Raw genomic sequence first — 16,722 nt, forward strand, 5'->3', positions numbered from 1 at the left:
CCGAGGCCGTTGTCGCAACCGAACGCTACGCTTGGCGGCATGGATTTCCGGTCTGCCTTGGAGCGCATCCCCACCGCCGGTGGTGCACGCGATGTGCTTACCGACGCTGTCCTCGCCGCCCGGGTGCGCGCTGGGGACGGCACTGGCATTACCGATGCAGAACACGCCCGCCTCGATAATTCTGGGGATTCCGCCCTCGCCCACGCCTGGTTATTCACCGGCCCGCCGGGTTCTGGGCGCACTATTGCTGCGGAGAATTTCGCCGCCGCCTTGTTGTGTCGTGGCGCCGCCGACGCGGAGCGCACACTGGCTACGGTGCGCAGCAGGAGTCACCCCGAGTTCCGGTGGGTGATGTCTACGGGCGCGACGATTCTTACCGCCACCGTGCGTGATGATCTTGTGCCGTGGTTATATCGGCGCCCCACCACCGCTGATTGGCGGGTGGCTGTGATTGAGGAGGCCGACCGCCTGGAGGAGGAAGCCGCCCAGTCTTTGCTGAAGGTGGTGGAGGAACCCCCGCAGCGCACCATTGTGATTTTCTGCGCGCCGACCGATAGTGCCCGCGATTTCGCGGTGACCTTGCGTTCGCGCTGCCGCCACCTCTATATCCCGGCCTCGACGACCAGTGAGGTCGCCTCTTTGCTTACCGACGACCCCGTCGTGCAGCAGGTCCAACCCACCGATGAGCAACTCATTTGGGCCGCGCGGGTGTCGAATTGTCATGTGGGCCGGGCGCGCGGTTTGGTGATTGATGACACCACCCGGCAGTGGCGGGCCCGGGCGCTGGATCTGGTGGAAAATGTGTACTCCCCAGCGCGGGTGTATCTCGATGCCGCCGAGTTGGCTAAGGGCGCGGCCCAGCGCGCTACTGAAGTGCTCAAGCCGGTTGAGGAAGGGGAGAAGGATCGGCTGCTGAATTCTTTGGGGGTAGGTGCCCAGGGCAAGGGCGTGCGTTCTGCTATTCCTGGGCACGCGGCGCAGGTGAAAGCGCTGGAGAAGGATAATAAACGCCGCCGCAGGCGCGTTGAGCTGGACCTTATCGACCAGGCCATGATCGACATGCTCACCCTGTATCGGGATGCGCTGATGGTGTCGATGGGTGGGGCCACCGAGATCATCAATATCGATCGGGAGCACACCATCCATGAGCTCGCCCGGCGCTTATCCAGCGAGGACCTGGTGCGGTGTACGGATTGTATTGCTGCGGCCCGCCAGCGGTTAACTTTCGCCCGGCCTGAGGTTGTGCTGACGGGCTTGATTGGTGATCTGCAGCAGGTATGCCGAATTGGTGTGCAATAAATCCGTGCACTAACATACGTCGGGTGTTCGCTTGCGCGGGCACATGCCGCCTTAGCTCAGTCGGTAGAGCGCTTCACTCGTAATGAAAAGGTCGCGAGTTCGATTCTCGCAGGCGGCTCGTAAAAACAGCCCCCGCCCGGTCAGCAGATTGGGCGGGGGCTGTCTGCGGATTAGCCGCCGATCATGTCCACCCCGGTCGTATGATGTGCCGCATGGCAACGTCGGCAGCGAGCACCCAGTCCCGGTCGGCGCAACCTTGGCTTGTGGTTGCGCTGGCCGTTTTCGCCATTGCCTGGGGCGGCAACCAGTTCACCCCGCTGATGGTTCTCTACCGCCAGGAGGGCGAACTCGACCTCGTATTCGTGGACCTCCTGCTCTTTGTGTACGCCGTTGGTATTGTCCCGGCCCTGTTGTTATCGGGTCCGCTTTCCGACGGCATTGGCCGCAAACCGGTGATGCTGGCCGGGCCGCTATTTTCCGTCCTGGGGTCGGTGCTGATTGCGGTGGGGGAGACCACCGCGCCGGTTCTCGCGGTAGGGCGGTTGCTGTCCGGTATTGCCGTCGGCATTGGCATGGCTGTGGGTGGTTCCTGGGTAAAAGAACTGTCCACACCGCGATTCGACGCGGCTGCGAAAAGTACCTCAGGCGCAAAACGCCAGTCCATGGCGCTGACCGCCGGGTTTGGGGTGGGTGCTTTTATCGCCGCCATCCTCGCCCAATTCGCCCCGCTGCCGGGGCAGTTGGCGTACATCCTGCATATTGTGGTCACCATTCCGACGGTGCTGTTGCTGCTCGCCGTGCCGGAAACCCGCCAGTCGCCGACCACCGGCGGGGTGCCGTCGCTGGTGCAGGCGTTGCGGACACCGTCGGTCAAGCACCCCCGGTTCCTGCTTATCCCGGCCCTGACCGCCCCGTGGGTATTCGGGTGCGCGGCGGTGGCCTACGCGATCATCCCGTCGCTGGTGCAGCAGGAGGTGTCCCAACCGATCTTTATTTCCGGTGTGCTCACCGGTGTGGCGCTTATCTGCGGTTTCACCATCCAACAGTTCGGGCCGAGGATTTCCTCGGACACTTCGGCGCGTGGTTCGGTAGTGGCCTTGGTGCTTGTTTTTATTGGTATGGGCATGGCCGCGTTGATGTCCCGCGACCCGCATTTGGCTACCGCCATCCCGTGTTCGATGGTGTTGGGGATGGGCTATGGCCTGGTGATGTACACCGGCCTCAATGAGGTGCAGCGCATCGCTGGCCCCCGGGACCTGGCGGGCCTGTCCGGTATTTTCTACGGCCTGTCCTATATCGGTTTCGCGTTCCCGGCTATGCTCACCGAGCTTGCGAAGCACTGGGAATGGATGACGTACCCGGTGATGCTTACCTTCGGCATGGTCGTTGCCGTCGGCATGTTGGTGATTGTCAGCAAGTATTCGCGGGCGTACCTGCCGCAGGGCGGTACGGATTAGCCAACCTGAGCGTCGGTTACATCGTTAGGATGGGCTATATGCGCACTGTTGTTACCGGCGGAGCCGGCTTTATTGGGTCCCATCTCGTTGATCGTTTGCTTGCCGACGGCCATAGCGTCGTCGTGGTCGATAACCTCTCCCACGGCAAACGCGCCAATCTTGCCGCTGCTGAGCGCGATTACGGCGACCGCGTCGAGTTGGTTGTCGCCGATATCCGCGAGATTGATTTCGATGAGCTTTTCGCCCGGGTGCGCCCCGAAGTGGTGTTCCACCTTGCCGCGCAGATTGATGTGCGCGAATCCGTCGCCGACCCGCTTGCCGACGCTGAGCTGAATATTATGGCCACGATCCGTCTGGCCGACGCTGCTCGGCGACAGGATGTGCGCAAGGTGGTGCACACGTCGTCCGGCGGCGCGATTTATGGCGTGCCGGACCATTTCCCGGTGTCTGAGGATGTCCCGGTGCAGCCGATGAGCCCGTACGCGGCCTCGAAGTACGCCGGCGAGGTCTACCTCAACACGTTCCGTCGCCTCTATGGGCTGGAGTGCTCCTTCATCGCCCCGTCCAATGTGTACGGGCCGCGCCAGGACCCGCACGGCGAGGCCGGTGTGGTGGCTATTTTCGCCCAGCGGTTACTGGCTGGTCAGCCCACCCGCGTCTTCGGTGAGGGCGCCAATACCCGCGACTACGTGTACGTCGGCGATGTAGTGGACGCCTTTGTGCGGGCCTCCGGCGACACCGGTGGCGGCATGCGGTTCAATATCGGCACCGGTGTGGAAACCACGGACCGGCGCCTACACAGCCTCGTCGCCGAGGCTGTCGGCGGCCCCGATGAACCCGAACACGCCCCGGAACGCCTGGGTGATGTGCCGCGTTCTGCTCTGGATGCCAGCCGGGCCCGTGAGGTGCTCCGGTGGCGCCCCCAGGTCGATATTGCCGACGGGGTGCGCCGCACCGTGGAGTACTTCCGCGACTAAGAGCGGGCTCGCTTCAGCTTCATTAGCTGCATCTCGATCTCATCCTGGAAGATGCTGTAATCCCGGGCGCCGGAGATGCTGCTGGCGCCGACGATGAACGCCGGGGTGCCGCCAATGCCCAGGCTGTTGCCGAAGCCGCCGGCGGCATTAACGGCATTCTTGTACTTCTCGTCCTTCAGGTCCTTGGTGAACTGGTCAATATCGGGAACACCAGCGTCCTTGGCGACAGCGATGAGGTCCTTTTGGGTGAACTTCGGGTGCCCGCCGCCCTTTTCCTGGGCGGCCTCGTAGACGGCCTTATTGAACTCCCAGAACGTATTCTGCGCGGCGGCGGCGCGACCAGCCTGGGCGGCGAGCAGCGATTCCTTACCGCCCAGCGGCAGGTCATTCCACTCCAGGCGCACCAGGCCGGTGTCGACATAGTCGGCGATGAGGCGCGGCTCGGTCTCTAAGGCGTACTTAGCGCAGTAGGGGCATTCGAAGTCAGAGAAAATCGAGATCACGACCGGCGCATCGACCGCACCCATAGCGAAGGGGTCATTGGGGTCGCGGCGGTGGATATTGAGAATATCCTCAGCGCCCTGGATCTGGGTGCCCTTACGGGGACCATAAATATCCGCGTCATAGCGGCCATCCGCGTCGGCAGTGGGGTCGTTGTCCTCACTGCCCGCGGCCACATTAGCCCAGTTCACCGAGCCTTCTGACACATCCGGACCGGCGGTGCCGGCACCCACGAAATAGCCGGCGCCAGCGACGAATAGCAGCGCCGCGGCCACAGCTGGCCACAGCCAGGTCGGAACCGTGCGCAGGCTTTTTTCCTGCGTATCCGCAGTGGTGTCAACTGCTTCAGAAGCCTCAGCTGCCTCCTGAGGTTCAGCGGGGCCTGCCCCATCCGGGGTGGGGGAGGCGTTCGGCGGCGTGTTCTCGGAATCAGTCATGCTCGCCATTGTGCACGACCGGCTCATCCCCAGAAGTATCCGGCGGCACCGCATTGGATAATGCCACCGCGCGGGCCAGCCGGGCGTAGCGCAGTTCCAATTCGCGGAACCGGATATACGCACTGACCGTGACGAACACAAAAGCCATCGTCACCAGGTACAGCAGCAGGTCAGTGCCGCGGGCAACCCCCACCCAATTGGCCACCACCGTCAGGTCATCGGGGCGCAGCACCGCCCACACACAGGCGGCCACAAACACCACAAAACCAATTTTCACACCAGCCTTCGCGCGGGCTTTCCGTCGGTTCGCGACGAAGTAGAGCATCACGCCCAGCATCGCGAGCAGCAGCAGGGACTGGATCAACATCTGAGAACTCATCGCAGCCTCTTCGACACAAAACCATCGGCCAGAATATTGACGCCATTAATCAACGACTGGCCCTTCGCCATCGAATACTCGGTGTACAAAATATCTACCGGCTGTTCGGCCACCCGCCACTGATTCTGGCTCATCAGGTCCACGAACTCGCTGGCATGGCTCATCCCGTTCATCCGCAGGTTCAGCTCTTGGGCTACCCGACGGTTAAACGCGCGCAGGCCATTATGGGCGTCGGTAAGCCCCAGCCGCCGCGTGCTCGGCGAGAGCACCACCACCGTGCGCAGCACCAGCCGCTTCAGCCACGGCACCTCGCCGGCGTCCTGGCCGTGAGCAAAGCGCGTGCCGACGACAATATCGGCCTCATCGGCGCGTAACCGTTCCACCATGGCGGCCATATCCTTGGTCTGATGCTGGCCATCGGCGTCGAAAGTGCCGAAAAACTTTGCCCCCGGCTGCGCCCGGGCGTACTCCACCCCGGTTTGCAGCGCCGCGCCCTGACCAAGATTGACTGGGTGCCGCACCAAATGCGCACCGGCAGCATGAATCTCAGCGGCGGAATTATCGGAGGAGCCGTCATCGACGGCGACGATATTCGGGAATGTCCGCAGCGCATCGCTGAGCACTTCCCGAATGACCTGGCCTTCATTGAAACAGGGCACGATCAGCCAAGTATCGGCGAAACTACCCAAATCGGACTGATGCATAGTGCCCCTCACTCTAGACAGTGTCCGGCATTTATCTGCGGTGAAACAACACCCGATTTGCCCTGCGCAACAGTTGTGTCGGCAATAGGCGGTACGCGGTACGCACAATAAGGTTCCCCAACGCCCGGGGGCGGGAGACCACACCACAGTCCACAAGCGTGGCCTGCATCCGCCGCTCAGCGGTCAACATGCCCCGGCTGCTGCGCCGCCGCAGCATCGCATCACCGCCACGGAATAAAGTCAGCGGCTGCTCCATATTCACAAACCGCGCACCGGTGGCCAGCAGCCGCGCGTAGAGGTCATAATCCTCCATCATCGGACGATCCCGGTAGCCCCCAGCAGTGCGCACAGCAGCGGTGCGCAGCAGTACCGACGGGTTATTCACCGGGGAATTCATTCGGGCGTAGCGGGCGATTTCGTCGTGGGTGGGCGGCATCCGACGAATACCAATAATGGCCTCATGCGGGGCCGCACCAGCGCTGAGCGCAGCATCATCGAACTCCGCCAAGGCCGTGCCGACGACATCCACCCCACCCAGCATCGCCACATTGAGCTGGCGCTCCAGGCGCTCCGGCAGCGCAATATCGTCCGAATCCAACCGGGCAACCCACTGTGTCGTCACCAGCTCCAAGCCCGCCTGACTAGCCGGGCCAGAACCAATATTGTGCGCTAAAGGCACTACCCGCAGACTGTCGTGGGCGGCGGCTTCGGTGGCGACAACGTCGGCAAGCGCATCCGGAATCGGGCCGTCGATCACCAACACCACCGGCACCTCACCAATGGTCTGGTCCCAGATGCTGTGCAGCGCAGCCCGAAGATGCGCCGGGGCAATCTTGGCGTACACCGTCATCAACACGGTCACATCGTTGGTGCTCATGGCGCTCAGGCTACGGCAGTGGTGTCCCGACGGAGGATCACCAGGTGCGAAACCGCACTAGCCAGCGGACCAATGATGAGTGCCGCCGCAGTACGCCACAACAACGCCCCCGGGGCGAAAAGCAGCGCCGCAGCGATAGCGGTCGCCGCGATCCAACCCACCAGATACGCACGATGATGATTTGTTGCCAGCATCACTGAGCCGGTGACCATCAATACTGCCGTGGTGGTCGCACCGATGGTGAGGGCGAACAGGCCGACACCAGGAATCATGTAGTCACCAGGCAAAATCTGCAGAATCCACGGGCCCACCGGCCACGCCACACACGCACCGAACACACCAAAACCAACCAACAGGCCCAGTGGGCGCAACAGGCTCGCGAAAGGCTGGGAAGTGGACTGAACAAAATGCACGATGATGGCGTTCTGGAATTTCTCCAACGGCATCAGCAACGGGGCGCGGGTGAGACTCACCGCATAGGCAATACCAGCAGCAGTGACAGCCGCGACCGGCACAGTGTGCTCCGACAGCGGGCCCGCACCGGACGCACCATAATCATCAGCCAACTTCACCAGTGTGGGGAAACCCGTCACCAGCAACGCCGACGCCCCCGAGGCGCCCATCGCAGTGACCATCAGGACAACGAAACGCCGGGCCGGCACATCGGCGCGACCACGCACAGCCCGCCGGGCCGCTGGGCTGGCCAGCACGAGCGGCACCCAACTCGCGGCACCGACCACGGTGATCAACAAAAAAGCCACCAGGCCCCAACCGAAAACGAACGCCAATGCTGCCGGCACCACCCGGACCAGGATGTCGATCACAATAAGCGCTGCATAATGGCCCCACAGGCCAGCACCAGCCAGGAGTCCCGACACCGCAGCCTGCATGGCATAGGAGGACAGCCCCGCCGCCAATAACACCACTGCCCAGCCGACGTGGTCAGCAACAATCAGGTGCATCCACAATGGGCCAGTAAGCACGAAAATCGCGAAAGTGCAGGCGGCGACACCAGCGGCAATAACAATCGGGCGGGCACCGGTATGCGGGGCGTCCGCGTCGCCGCTAGCGTCGGCAGGCCCGTCGAGGAACTCCTCGGCCAGCGGCGCCGTCGTCGGAATAGCAGCCACCGCCGCCCGTTCTGAGCCCACCGCGCGAGTGGTCTCCTGCATCAGCCCACCAAGCACACCAGTGAGCGCAAAAAACAACCCCCAATACGCCGTGAACTCCAGGTTCATCCGGGTGCCGAGCGTCCACGCGGACAAAAACAGCACCGCGAAACTGCCAATCGCGGCAATTATCGTCGCTACCGTCAGCCACCGCATCAGCGCGCCCCCGTCGGAAAGCCCGGCAAGGCAGTGTGCGCCAGCCAGGAATCAAAGAGCTCATCCAGCGTGCCGACGGACACGCCGTGCTCCCGGCACGTCGCCGTAACCAGGGTGCGGAAATCCACCGCGTCCACCACAGAATGCCGATTCTGGGTGGTCCACTGTGTCACGACCTCGCAGAACAACTCGTCGGAAAGCAATAACCGCAACGCATGCACAAACAGGGCCCCGCGCTTATACAACCGGTCATCGAACATCAACTGCGGGCCAGGGTCACCAATGAGGATGTCCTGCGGCAACTCCGCGAGGCGGCGGTAATGCTCGCGGGCTAACTCGTCGGCACTGCACTGGCCATCATGCTCAGCCCACAACCACTCCGAATAACAAGCGAACCCCTCATTGAGCCAAATATCGCGCCACTGGGCCAGCCCGACGCTGTTACCGAACCACTGGTGCGACAACTCATGGGCAATAAGACGACGCCACGTGTGCTCACCAGTGGCATGGTTGGTGCCGAAACTCGACATGGCCTGGGCCTCAAGGGGAATCTCCAACTCGTCGCCGACCACAATGACCTGGTAGTCGGCAAACGGGTAGGCGCCGAAAGTCTCAGCGAAAAAGTCCAGCATGCGGCCCTGATCGGCGAAATCAACCCGGGCGCGATCCAGCACCTCCGGCACACACCACACCGTCACCGGGGCAGACGCACAGGGCACCGTAAAAGACGTGAACTCGCCGATATGGATAGTCACCAAGTAGCTGGCGATGGGTTCATTGCTGGTAAACCGCCACTTCTTCCGCGAACCACCGGCGCGCTGCGGCCGATGGGGGCGACCAGTGGCCACCACCGTGTACGGGGCATCGCAGGTGATCGAAATGTCGTAATGCGCCTTGACCTCGGGGTCATCATCACACGGGAACCAGGAAGCCGCCCCCGTCGGCTGGGAGGCGACCAACGCACCATTGGTCAGCTCCTCCCACCCCAGCTCGCCCCACGGTGAATCCACCGGAGCGGGATTACCGGCGTAGCGCACCGTCAAGGTCAACGTCTCACCGGTCGTTAACTCGCGGTCAAAAATGACCCGCAATTTACGCCCAGACTGCTTAAACGACTTCACCGACACCGCAGCGCCGCGGGCGTCGGCACGTGCAGACACCGCACTCACACCAAGCACATCAGCGAAATCCAGGGTGATCCGATCCAACTCCGTGGAGAACTCGATATGCAGCTCGGCGGTGGCCCGCAGACGATTTGGCCCCACCCGGTAGTCCAGGTCCAGGACGTACTGGTCAACCCGGAACCCCAGGTTGAAAGGGATCCCGGTGTACGGGTTCGTGGAGGCGTTCATCACCTCAGCCACCCTAGCCGGTCGCAGGCCCCGCTTGACCAATACGCTGCCACAGCCAGGAATAGATCAACGCCTCAGCAAAAGCAGCCTGCCTATTATCCGCCGCCCCACCGTGGCCGCCCTCAATATTCTCCCAATAATCAACATCCTGACCAGCCTCAGCCAGCAAATACGCCAACGACCGGGCATGGGCAGGATGCACCCGGTCATCGCGGGTTGATGTTGTCACCAACACCGGCGGGTACTGCCGATCCGTCGCCCGAGCCACCCGCTGCACCGGCGAATACTCCGCAATAGCCGCCCGCTGCTCCGGGATATCCGGGTTGCCGTACTCCGCCATCCACGACGCCCCCGCCGACAATCGGTGATACCGCATCATGTCCGCCAACGGCACCTGGCACACCACCGCGCCCACCAACTCCGGATAACTGGTCAGGCACACCGCGGTCAGCAGCCCACCATTGGACCCACCGCGTACCGCCAACTGCTCGGCGGTGGTGTAGCCGCGCTCGACTAAGTCCCGCAGCACCGCCTGGTGGTCCTCATAAACTTTCCGACGATTCAGCTGCACTGCCTGCGAATGCCACCCAGGCCCGAACTCACCGCCACCACGCAGATTCGCCTGCACCGACAACCCACCACCGGCCAGCCACGCCACACCCGTCACCGGGGCATAACCAGGCACCAGGGAGACCTCAAAACCACCATAGGCATGCACCAACGTCGGCTTCGGCGCCCCGTCGAGCACACCCGTGACCCGGTACGGAATACGAGTGCCATCCGCAGACACCGCCCAATGCTGCTGCGTGGTCATCCCGGACGAATCGAAGCGCCCCGGGGCCTGACGCAGCACCGTCAGGGCCGTACCGGAATCCGGGTCGGCGCCAGCGTCGGCAAGCTCAGCCCGAAGCAATGTCGGCGGTTTCAACGCCGACGCCGCATGCAGCCACAACTCATTCGAATGCTCCGAATCAGTGCCAATGACCTGCACCGTCGCCTGCTCCGGCACCCCCGGCAACTCCACCGGCTGCCACGAACCCACCCGACGCAGCTCAAGCTCAGTGGCCACATCACGCAGCACCGTCAGCACCAGATAATCCCGCGTCCACGCCACCGACTGCAGCGACGTATGCGCATCCGGAGTAAACAGCACCTCCACATCGCGGCCGCCTGCCAACCAGTCATCAAGCTTGCCGACGCCCATGCCGCCAGCGGGAATACCAGCGAAATCGGTACGTGGCAGCAACACCACATACTCGCGGTGCACCGAGACCCGACAATCCTCCGGGACCTCAATAATCTGCAGACCATCATCAGTGCCCACAAAACGACGCGACAGATAAAAATCCTTCGCCCGCTCCACAAACAACCGACGGAACCCCTCCGTCGTATCGAACCACCCAGCAACCGCCACATCATCCTCGTGGCCAGCGAAAACCACCTCAGACTGCGCCACATCCGTACCGCGGCGCCAACGACGCACCTGACGCGGGTAGCCCGAACTCGTCAGCGAACCGGCGCCACAATCCGTGCCAACCAGCACCTCATCACGATCAATCCAACTCAACTCCGACTTCGCCTCAGGCAACGTGAACGGCTGCTCAGTGACAAAAGCACAGCTAGTGAGATCAAACTCGCGGACCACCGTGGCATCAGCACCGCCGCGAGAAAGCCGAATCAACGCGCGGTCAAAGCTCGGCCGGAGCACCTGGGCGCCCTTCCACACCCAGTTCTCGCCTTCTGCGTCGGCAAGCGCATCGACATCGAGAACCGTCTCCCACTGAGTGTGCTGCGGGTCCTCCGCCCCGGCGGTGAAGGAATCTAACGTGGTGCGGCGCCACAGGCCGCGGGGATGCTCAGCATCGACCCAGTAGTTATAGAGGTACTCGCCGCGACGAACCGGCATGGCAATACGATCCGTGGCGTCGAGGGCGTTTTGGATTCTGGCCTGCAACTGCGTGCGGGCAGCCGAGTCCCATTTCTGCGACGTCTCATCTGACCAGCCAGCCGCCCACTGCAGGGCGCGCTCCCCAGTGATGTCATCGAGCCACTCAGGCACAGCCGCAGGATCCAAGAAATCAGTCATGCAGCCCAGGCTACAAATAACCGCGGCCCGCCGGTTGCGTTATACAACAGGCGGGCCGCAGGGCAGCTGTGGCTGCGGGCTATGCGGTTAGTACAGCTCGCGGGAGAATAGCTGGTCCCAAGACTGGTGCAGGTCATCCTGCCAGTAGCCCCAGGAGTGGGTGCCGACGTTATTGAAGTCCCAGATGACATTGTCCGACGCACCCAAGGAATCCATGCGGACCTTGAGATCGTGGGTGCACTGGTTGGTGGCGGCTTCGATGGCCGAGCCGAGGGAACGCTGGGCAATCAGCGAAACTTCTGAATCAATATTCGGGTTAGCGGTGGTGTCCCATTCGCCCCACAGGCCCGAACCATTGGAAATAAACGACGGCACACCAGCCAAGGCACCTGCGTTGATCAAAGAATCATTAGCCTTCCACAGCTCATTCGGCCACTGGCCCCACATATCGCGGCCCGAAGCGCCACCGCGGTTGACCACAAGCTCAATGAAAGAAGCCGAAGCCGGGTCCGAGGTCGCGGCGCAGCCCGAGAACGAACCAACCGCGTCATAAGTGGAATTGTCGTGGGCGGCGAAGTTCAGCACCGAGGTAGCCGACATGGACATACCCACAATGCCGCGTTTCTGGCCGTCGGCACCAATGAGGTTCTCCAACGGGCCGGGCAGCTCGCGGGTCAAGAACGTCTCCCAGTACTGACGTCCCAGGTCAGTGTCCTGATTCACCCAATCGGTGTAGTACGAGTACGCGCCGTCCTGCACGATAACGACGTTGACGTCCTTATCCTGGAAGAAATCCAAGATGTCGGTCTGGGCGATCCAGGTTGCGCGGCCCTTGCCGCCATCAGCGCCATTGAGCACGTACAACGTCGGCCGCGGTGCCGTCGGTTCGGCGCCGGCCGGGTGGCTCCAGATGATCGGAATATTGCGCTGCATCGACGGCGAATGCGCCCACAGCTGCGTGACGTTATCGCGGCCCTCGAGCAGCTCAGCGCCGGGCACCTCGCGCTCCGGGTCATAGCCCACCTTGGCCTCGCGGGTCTGCACAGTGTGCGCTGTCGCCGGGACCTCCGGGGAATTCAAACCCTCGGTCAGCTCCGGGTTCGGTAGCGAGGAAGCACCGGCGGTAACAGGCAGCAGCATCGTTGCGGCGGCAGCTGCGACAGCGGCGGTCAAGCGGGGATGACGGAAACGCATAAAGAGACTCTCCTGGTTCGCAGAGCCGAAGTGGCAGGCCAACAGGGATAACAGCGGCACTGACACCCAGCCCGTGGGATCGTCGCAAACTGTACCCGATTCTTTATCAAAATGACATCCCCAACGGTGTGACTTTTCCCAGGCTGTGGACATCTTGCGCCGCAGCCGAAGACGTCGGAAAGCCTCTAGTCTTGAGTCACACGTGCCACACCGGTAACTTTTTTAAGCGTATCGCCCACTATTGGGTGAGAAATGAAAGGACACCATGCTGCCCCACGAAACCATTTTCACCACCATTTCCGAAGCCCTCGGCCCCGCAGTACACAACCTCGCCGAAGCCATCGCCCAGTTCAAAGACCTCATCGGCCTGTTCTAGCCCGTCACGTCGGCAAGCGACCCTCGAGTCGACCAATCAGCCGAAATCAGCGGTGACAGTGTTGCACTCCAACGGTTCCGCGTAATCTGGTCACCGTGGCTGAACATTATGATCTCGTTGTCCTAGGCGCCGGCCCCGGTGGGTACGTCGCCGCTATCCGTGCGTCCCAGCTTGGCCTCAAGGTCGCTGTGGTGGAGCAGAAGTACTGGGGCGGGGTGTGCCTCAACGTGGGCTGCATCCCCTCGAAGTCACTGCTCAAAAACGCCGAAGTGGCGCACATCATTAACCATCAGGCGAAGACCTTCGGCATCTCCGGCGATGTGTCGATGGATTACGACGTCGCCCACTCGCGCTCCCGCAAGGTATCCGAGGGCATCGTCAAGGGTGTCCACTACCTGATGAAGAAGAACAAGATCGACGAAATCAATGGCCGCGGCGCCTTCACTGACGCCAACACCATTGAAATCACCGAAGGCGACGATAAGGGCACCACCGTCACCTTCGACAACTGCATCATCGCCACCGGTTCCGTCGTGAAATCCCTGCCCGGCGTCGAACTGGGCGGCAATATCGTCTCCTACGAAGAGCAGATTCTTTCCGACGAACTGCCCGACTCCATGGTCATCGTCGGCGCCGGCGCCATCGGCATGGAATTCGCCTACGTGCTCGCCAACTACGGCGTTGACGTCACCATTGTCGAATTCATGGACCGCGTACTGCCCAACGAGGACGAAGACACCTCCAAGGCCATCGCCAAGGAATACAAGAAGCTCGGCGTCAAGCTACTCACTGGCCACGCCACCACCTCCGTCACCGACAACGGCGACTCCGTCGAGGTCACCATCGAAGCCAAGGACGGCGGCAAGGAACAAACCCTCACCGTCGACCGTGTGATGGTGTCCATCGGCTTCGCGCCGCGCACGAAGGATATCGGCCTGGAAGAAGCCGGCGTTGAGGTCGGCGAACGCGGCGAGATCCCGATCGACGAGTACATGCGCACCAACGTCGACAATATTTACGCCATCGGTGACGTCACCATGAAATTGCAGCTCGCGCACGTCGCCGAGCACCAGGGTGTTGTCGCCGCCGAGCATATGGCCGGCGAAGAAACCGAAGCCATCGAGGCCGGCGACTACATCAATATGCCGCGCGCCACCTTCTGCAACCCGCAGGTCGCCTCCTTCGGCCTGACCGAGAAGCAGGCCAAGGAAAAGGCCAAGGAAGAAGGCCGCGAGGTGAAGGTCGCGACTTTCCCGTTCTCCGCCAACGGCAAGGCGCAGGGCCTGGCTGAGCCGGTGGGCTTCGTCAAGCTCATTGCCGACGCCGAATACGGCGAACTGGTCGGTGGCCACATGGTCGGTGCCAACGTCTCCGAGCTCATGCCGCAGCTGGTGCTGGCCCACAAGTACGAGCTGACCACGAATGAGATCGGCCGTACCGTGCACATCCACCCGACGATGTCGGAGGCAATGAAGGAAGCCGCCGAGGGCATCGCAGGCCACATGATCAACCTGTAAACCCGGGTTCCCGAGCTCCTGACGGGCCCCGCGGATCGGTCGTCGTACCGTCCGCGGGGCCCGTCCGTCGTGCTTGCCGCGTCTCGGCGGGTGCCGGGGGCGGCCAGGGTAGTAGGGGTTGATGTTTTTTGGGATCGACGTAAATTTGGTTCCACACAAGAAAAATCTCCAGCCGGGAAGGAGATGAGGGCAGTGCAAATGATGAGAAAGGCTCTTACTGCAGGGGTTGCAAGCCCGGCCACTTCTAGGTGGTGCCGGGGTCGTTGCTGATGAAGCCTGAACTGCGGCGGGCAGCGCGCCCCGAACTTGTGTGGGATGCGCTGCTCGCCGTCTTCGCCGTCCTCCTGGGCGCTGCCGGCGCCGCCGGCGCCCACTTCTACCTCGCCGATGCCGCCCTGGAGGCTCCGCTGGGAGCGCAAAGCCGAATTGTCGTGGAAAATCTCGGGGACCCCAGCGCACATGAGCGGGTCACCGAGCTGCTTATGGCCTCCACCGAACGTCATGGTGTGACGCTGTACCACCACGATCCCGCCGGAGCCGGCTACGAGGTGTACCCATCACCAGATGCGCACGACGCGTCCGACTGGCACGCGGTGACATATCCCGGTCTGGACCCCGTTCGGCTCGTCGGACCGCACCCCGGGGCAGGCCCGGCGTCGGGCACGTACTCCTCCTTCGGGTCAGCGCAGGATATGGCGCCGGTAGTTGAGGATCTGGACGCGGCGGGGGTCGAAGCCTCCATCGTCGCGGGGCGTGCACTCGTGCCGTGGATCCTCGGCGGCACCGTCGGCTCCGGCTGGACGGCGGCGATGGTGCCGTCGGTGATGATCCTGGGGCTCATCGGCATGCTCATCGTCTCCGGGATGCTGCGGTCTCGGAGCCTGCAGCGAGCCGCCGGGATGCCGTTGATCCGGCGATGGGGGCCGGTCCTTGCCACGGTCCCCGTCGCAGCCGCCGTCGCCGCAGCCTCGCCGCTGCTGGCGCTCGGCGTTGTCGTGGCGCTTGACGTGGGGCGCTCAGCCGCCGACGGGCTCATGGGTGCCGCGGCGGTGCTCGGTGTCGCCGCATTCGCCGCCGTGGGGTGCGGCATGGCGCTGGGCCTTATCGTCTCCGCGGGCCTGCGCCTGCCCGAACGGATTGCCGGCGTCGTACCCGTGCGCGCCATCGGCCTTGTCGCAGGCGCCGTCGCTGTCGTCGCCGTCGGTATCTGCGGCTACGGCATGCGCGATGTCCAGGCGGTTCGGCAGCTCGCCGCCGATGCCGCCGACGCTGACGCCTGGCGGGCGGCCCATCCCGATGTGATTGTGCCGGTGATGGGCTACGAGGTCCGGGGAGCCCGGGCCGCTACGTCGGATCTACAGCTCGGCGAGGTGACCCGGGCCATGTACGCCGAAGACCGGGCGATGCTCTCCGCACCGGTGGAAGGCTACGGTGGCGGCGAGGCCGTGCTCATCGACACCGCATTTCTTGCGGCCTGGCGCCCGGATCTACTGGACCGTGTCGCCGACGACGGCGTCACGATCGTCACCCCGTCCAACCCCAGTTCGGGCACGCCGCTGACTGCCACCGAATTAGGTGAGATGACCCAGTTCTGGGCGGAGTTGCGCGGCGACGGGCAGCCGCCAGCGATAACCGGGAAGACCTACGACGATGACGTGGTCGTGCCCCTGCTCGACTACCGGTACTTCCAGCCCGGCGACTCCTTCCGCCGCAACCCGGTGCTCGTCGTCATTCCCGATCCGCCCACAGTGCTCGACCCGGTGCAGTTGGCGACAGCCATCGCATACGACGACGCGGAACGCTACCGTGACCTCGTTCGCCGGGCCGGAACCGCTGACGTCGTCATTCGGGTCGAGTCCGTCGCGGAGATGTCGGCACGCGATGCCGATCGCCGTGACATGCAGAAGCTGGCCCGGTTGGCGGGAGCGGTCGCCGCTTCCGGCGTCGCTGTGCTGGCCACCGCCATCGCCGCCTGGGCATTGGCCCGGATCCGGCGGCCCCAGGTGTTCTTGCGCCGGTGCGTCGGTGACGGGTTCGCCCGCATCCATGGTGGCACCGTCGCCGTCTCTGGTGTGGCGGCGACGCTCCTCGCCGCAGCCGGTGCCTTGACCTGCGCGCCGGAGTTCGCCCCCGCGGCCCTCATCGGCCCGGTGGTCGGCGCGGTCATCGCCACCGTGGTCGCCATCGTGCTCGCCGCGTCCTTCCGTTCCACCACCGTCATCGCTCTCGAGGAGATCTGAC

At 63.3% G+C, this 16,722-nt stretch carries 13 protein-coding genes and 1 tRNA gene; 6 read left to right on the forward strand and 8 right to left on the reverse strand.

Going from position 1 to position 16,722, the window contains the following annotated elements:
- Positions 1-39 precede the first annotated feature (39 nt).
- The 4 genes from KRX51_RS01010 to KRX51_RS01025 all read left to right on the forward strand — a co-directional run bounded on the left by KRX51_RS01010 (position 40) and on the right by KRX51_RS01025 (position 3,733).
- A complete protein-coding gene (locus KRX51_RS01010) occupies positions 40-1,299 on the forward strand; it encodes a DNA polymerase III subunit delta' (RefSeq protein ID WP_218361105.1) in 1,260 nt (419 codons plus the stop codon).
- Positions 1,300-1,344: 45 nt separating this feature from the next.
- Positions 1,345-1,417 (forward strand) — tRNA-Thr (locus KRX51_RS01015).
- Positions 1,418-1,511: 94 nt separating this feature from the next.
- Positions 1,512-2,756 (forward strand): MFS transporter, encoded by a 1,245-nt coding sequence (locus KRX51_RS01020; protein ID WP_255549334.1) that lies wholly within the window; start codon positions 1,512-1,514, stop codon positions 2,754-2,756.
- Between the two features lie 38 nt (positions 2,757-2,794).
- Complete coding sequence (locus KRX51_RS01025) at positions 2,795-3,733, forward strand: NAD-dependent epimerase/dehydratase family protein (protein WP_218361107.1); 939 nt, start codon at positions 2,795-2,797, stop codon at positions 3,731-3,733.
- Here the strand turns inward: KRX51_RS01025 and KRX51_RS01030 are convergent.
- From KRX51_RS01030 to KRX51_RS01065, 8 genes are all read right to left on the reverse strand, one after another.
- Positions 3,730-4,671 (reverse strand): thioredoxin domain-containing protein, encoded by a 942-nt coding sequence (locus KRX51_RS01030; protein ID WP_218361108.1) that lies wholly within the window; start codon positions 4,669-4,671, stop codon positions 3,730-3,732. The genes KRX51_RS01025 and KRX51_RS01030 overlap by 4 nt on opposite strands.
- The gene (locus KRX51_RS01035) at positions 4,664-5,050 is read right to left on the reverse strand and encodes a DUF2304 domain-containing protein (protein ID WP_218361109.1); all 387 of its coding nucleotides are present in this window, start codon (positions 5,048-5,050) and stop codon (positions 4,664-4,666) included. Before KRX51_RS01035 ends, KRX51_RS01030 begins: the two co-directional genes overlap by 8 nt.
- Positions 5,047-5,754 (reverse strand): glycosyltransferase family 2 protein, encoded by a 708-nt coding sequence (locus KRX51_RS01040; protein WP_218361110.1) that lies wholly within the window; start codon positions 5,752-5,754, stop codon positions 5,047-5,049. The genes KRX51_RS01035 and KRX51_RS01040 overlap by 4 nt, the downstream gene beginning before the upstream one ends.
- Before the next feature lie 31 nt (positions 5,755-5,785).
- Positions 5,786-6,631 carry a glycosyltransferase gene (locus KRX51_RS01045; protein WP_218361111.1) on the reverse strand — a complete coding sequence of 282 codons (846 nt, stop codon included), beginning with the start codon at positions 6,629-6,631 and terminating at the stop codon, positions 5,786-5,788.
- A gap of 5 nt (positions 6,632-6,636) precedes the next feature.
- Positions 6,637-7,956, reverse strand: a complete 1,320-nt coding sequence (locus tag KRX51_RS01050) for a hypothetical protein (protein WP_218361112.1) — start codon at positions 7,954-7,956, stop codon at positions 6,637-6,639.
- Positions 7,956-9,308 (reverse strand): M1 family metallopeptidase, encoded by a 1,353-nt coding sequence (locus tag KRX51_RS01055; RefSeq protein ID WP_218361113.1) that lies wholly within the window; start codon positions 9,306-9,308, stop codon positions 7,956-7,958. Before KRX51_RS01055 ends, KRX51_RS01050 begins: the two co-directional genes overlap by 1 nt.
- Before the next feature lie 13 nt (positions 9,309-9,321).
- Entirely contained in the window at positions 9,322-11,394 is a 2,073-nt protein-coding gene (locus tag KRX51_RS01060; RefSeq protein ID WP_218361114.1) for a prolyl oligopeptidase family protein, read from the reverse strand.
- An 87-nt stretch (positions 11,395-11,481) separates the two neighbouring features.
- Positions 11,482-12,588: an alpha/beta hydrolase family protein gene (locus tag KRX51_RS01065; protein WP_218361115.1), complete on the reverse strand. Its 1,107-nt coding sequence runs from the start codon at positions 12,586-12,588 to the stop codon at positions 11,482-11,484.
- Between the two features lie 471 nt (positions 12,589-13,059).
- On the opposite strand from KRX51_RS01065, the gene lpdA reads away from it, so the two are divergent.
- Positions 13,060-14,481 (forward strand): dihydrolipoyl dehydrogenase, encoded by a 1,422-nt coding sequence (gene lpdA / locus KRX51_RS01070; RefSeq protein WP_218361116.1) that lies wholly within the window; start codon positions 13,060-13,062, stop codon positions 14,479-14,481.
- A 269-nt stretch (positions 14,482-14,750) separates the two neighbouring features.
- Positions 14,751-16,721 (forward strand): hypothetical protein, encoded by a 1,971-nt coding sequence (locus KRX51_RS01075; RefSeq protein ID WP_218361117.1) that lies wholly within the window; start codon positions 14,751-14,753, stop codon positions 16,719-16,721.
- Position 16,722 lies beyond the last annotated feature (1 nt).

Origin of the sequence: Corynebacterium sp. TAE3-ERU12, from assembly GCF_019209905.1 — a bacterium.
In the GTDB taxonomy this organism is placed as follows: domain Bacteria; phylum Actinomycetota; class Actinomycetes; order Mycobacteriales; family Mycobacteriaceae; genus Corynebacterium.

Excerpts from the sequence above, each read along its gene's own strand:
- KRX51_RS01075 (WP_218361117.1), top strand. The coding sequence starts at position 14,751 with ATGAAGCCTGAACTGCGGCGGGCAGCGCGCCCCGAACTTGTGTGGGAT.
- KRX51_RS01030 (WP_218361108.1), bottom strand. The coding sequence starts at position 4,671 with ATGACTGATTCCGAGAACACGCCGCCGAACGCCTCCCCCACCCCGGAT.
- KRX51_RS01060 (WP_218361114.1), bottom strand. The coding sequence starts at position 11,394 with ATGACTGATTTCTTGGATCCTGCGGCTGTGCCTGAGTGGCTCGATGAC.
- KRX51_RS01010 (WP_218361105.1), top strand. The coding sequence starts at position 40 with ATGGATTTCCGGTCTGCCTTGGAGCGCATCCCCACCGCCGGTGGTGCA.
- KRX51_RS01045 (WP_218361111.1), bottom strand. The coding sequence starts at position 6,631 with ATGAGCACCAACGATGTGACCGTGTTGATGACGGTGTACGCCAAGATT.
- KRX51_RS01020 (WP_255549334.1), top strand. The coding sequence starts at position 1,512 with ATGGCAACGTCGGCAGCGAGCACCCAGTCCCGGTCGGCGCAACCTTGG.
- KRX51_RS01050 (WP_218361112.1), bottom strand. The coding sequence starts at position 7,956 with ATGCGGTGGCTGACGGTAGCGACGATAATTGCCGCGATTGGCAGTTTC.
- KRX51_RS01035 (WP_218361109.1), bottom strand. The coding sequence starts at position 5,050 with ATGAGTTCTCAGATGTTGATCCAGTCCCTGCTGCTGCTCGCGATGCTG.
- KRX51_RS01065 (WP_218361115.1), bottom strand. The coding sequence starts at position 12,588 with ATGCGTTTCCGTCATCCCCGCTTGACCGCCGCTGTCGCAGCTGCCGCC.
- KRX51_RS01055 (WP_218361113.1), bottom strand. The coding sequence starts at position 9,308 with ATGAACGCCTCCACGAACCCGTACACCGGGATCCCTTTCAACCTGGGG.
- KRX51_RS01025 (WP_218361107.1), top strand. The coding sequence starts at position 2,795 with ATGCGCACTGTTGTTACCGGCGGAGCCGGCTTTATTGGGTCCCATCTC.
- KRX51_RS01040 (WP_218361110.1), bottom strand. The coding sequence starts at position 5,754 with ATGCATCAGTCCGATTTGGGTAGTTTCGCCGATACTTGGCTGATCGTG.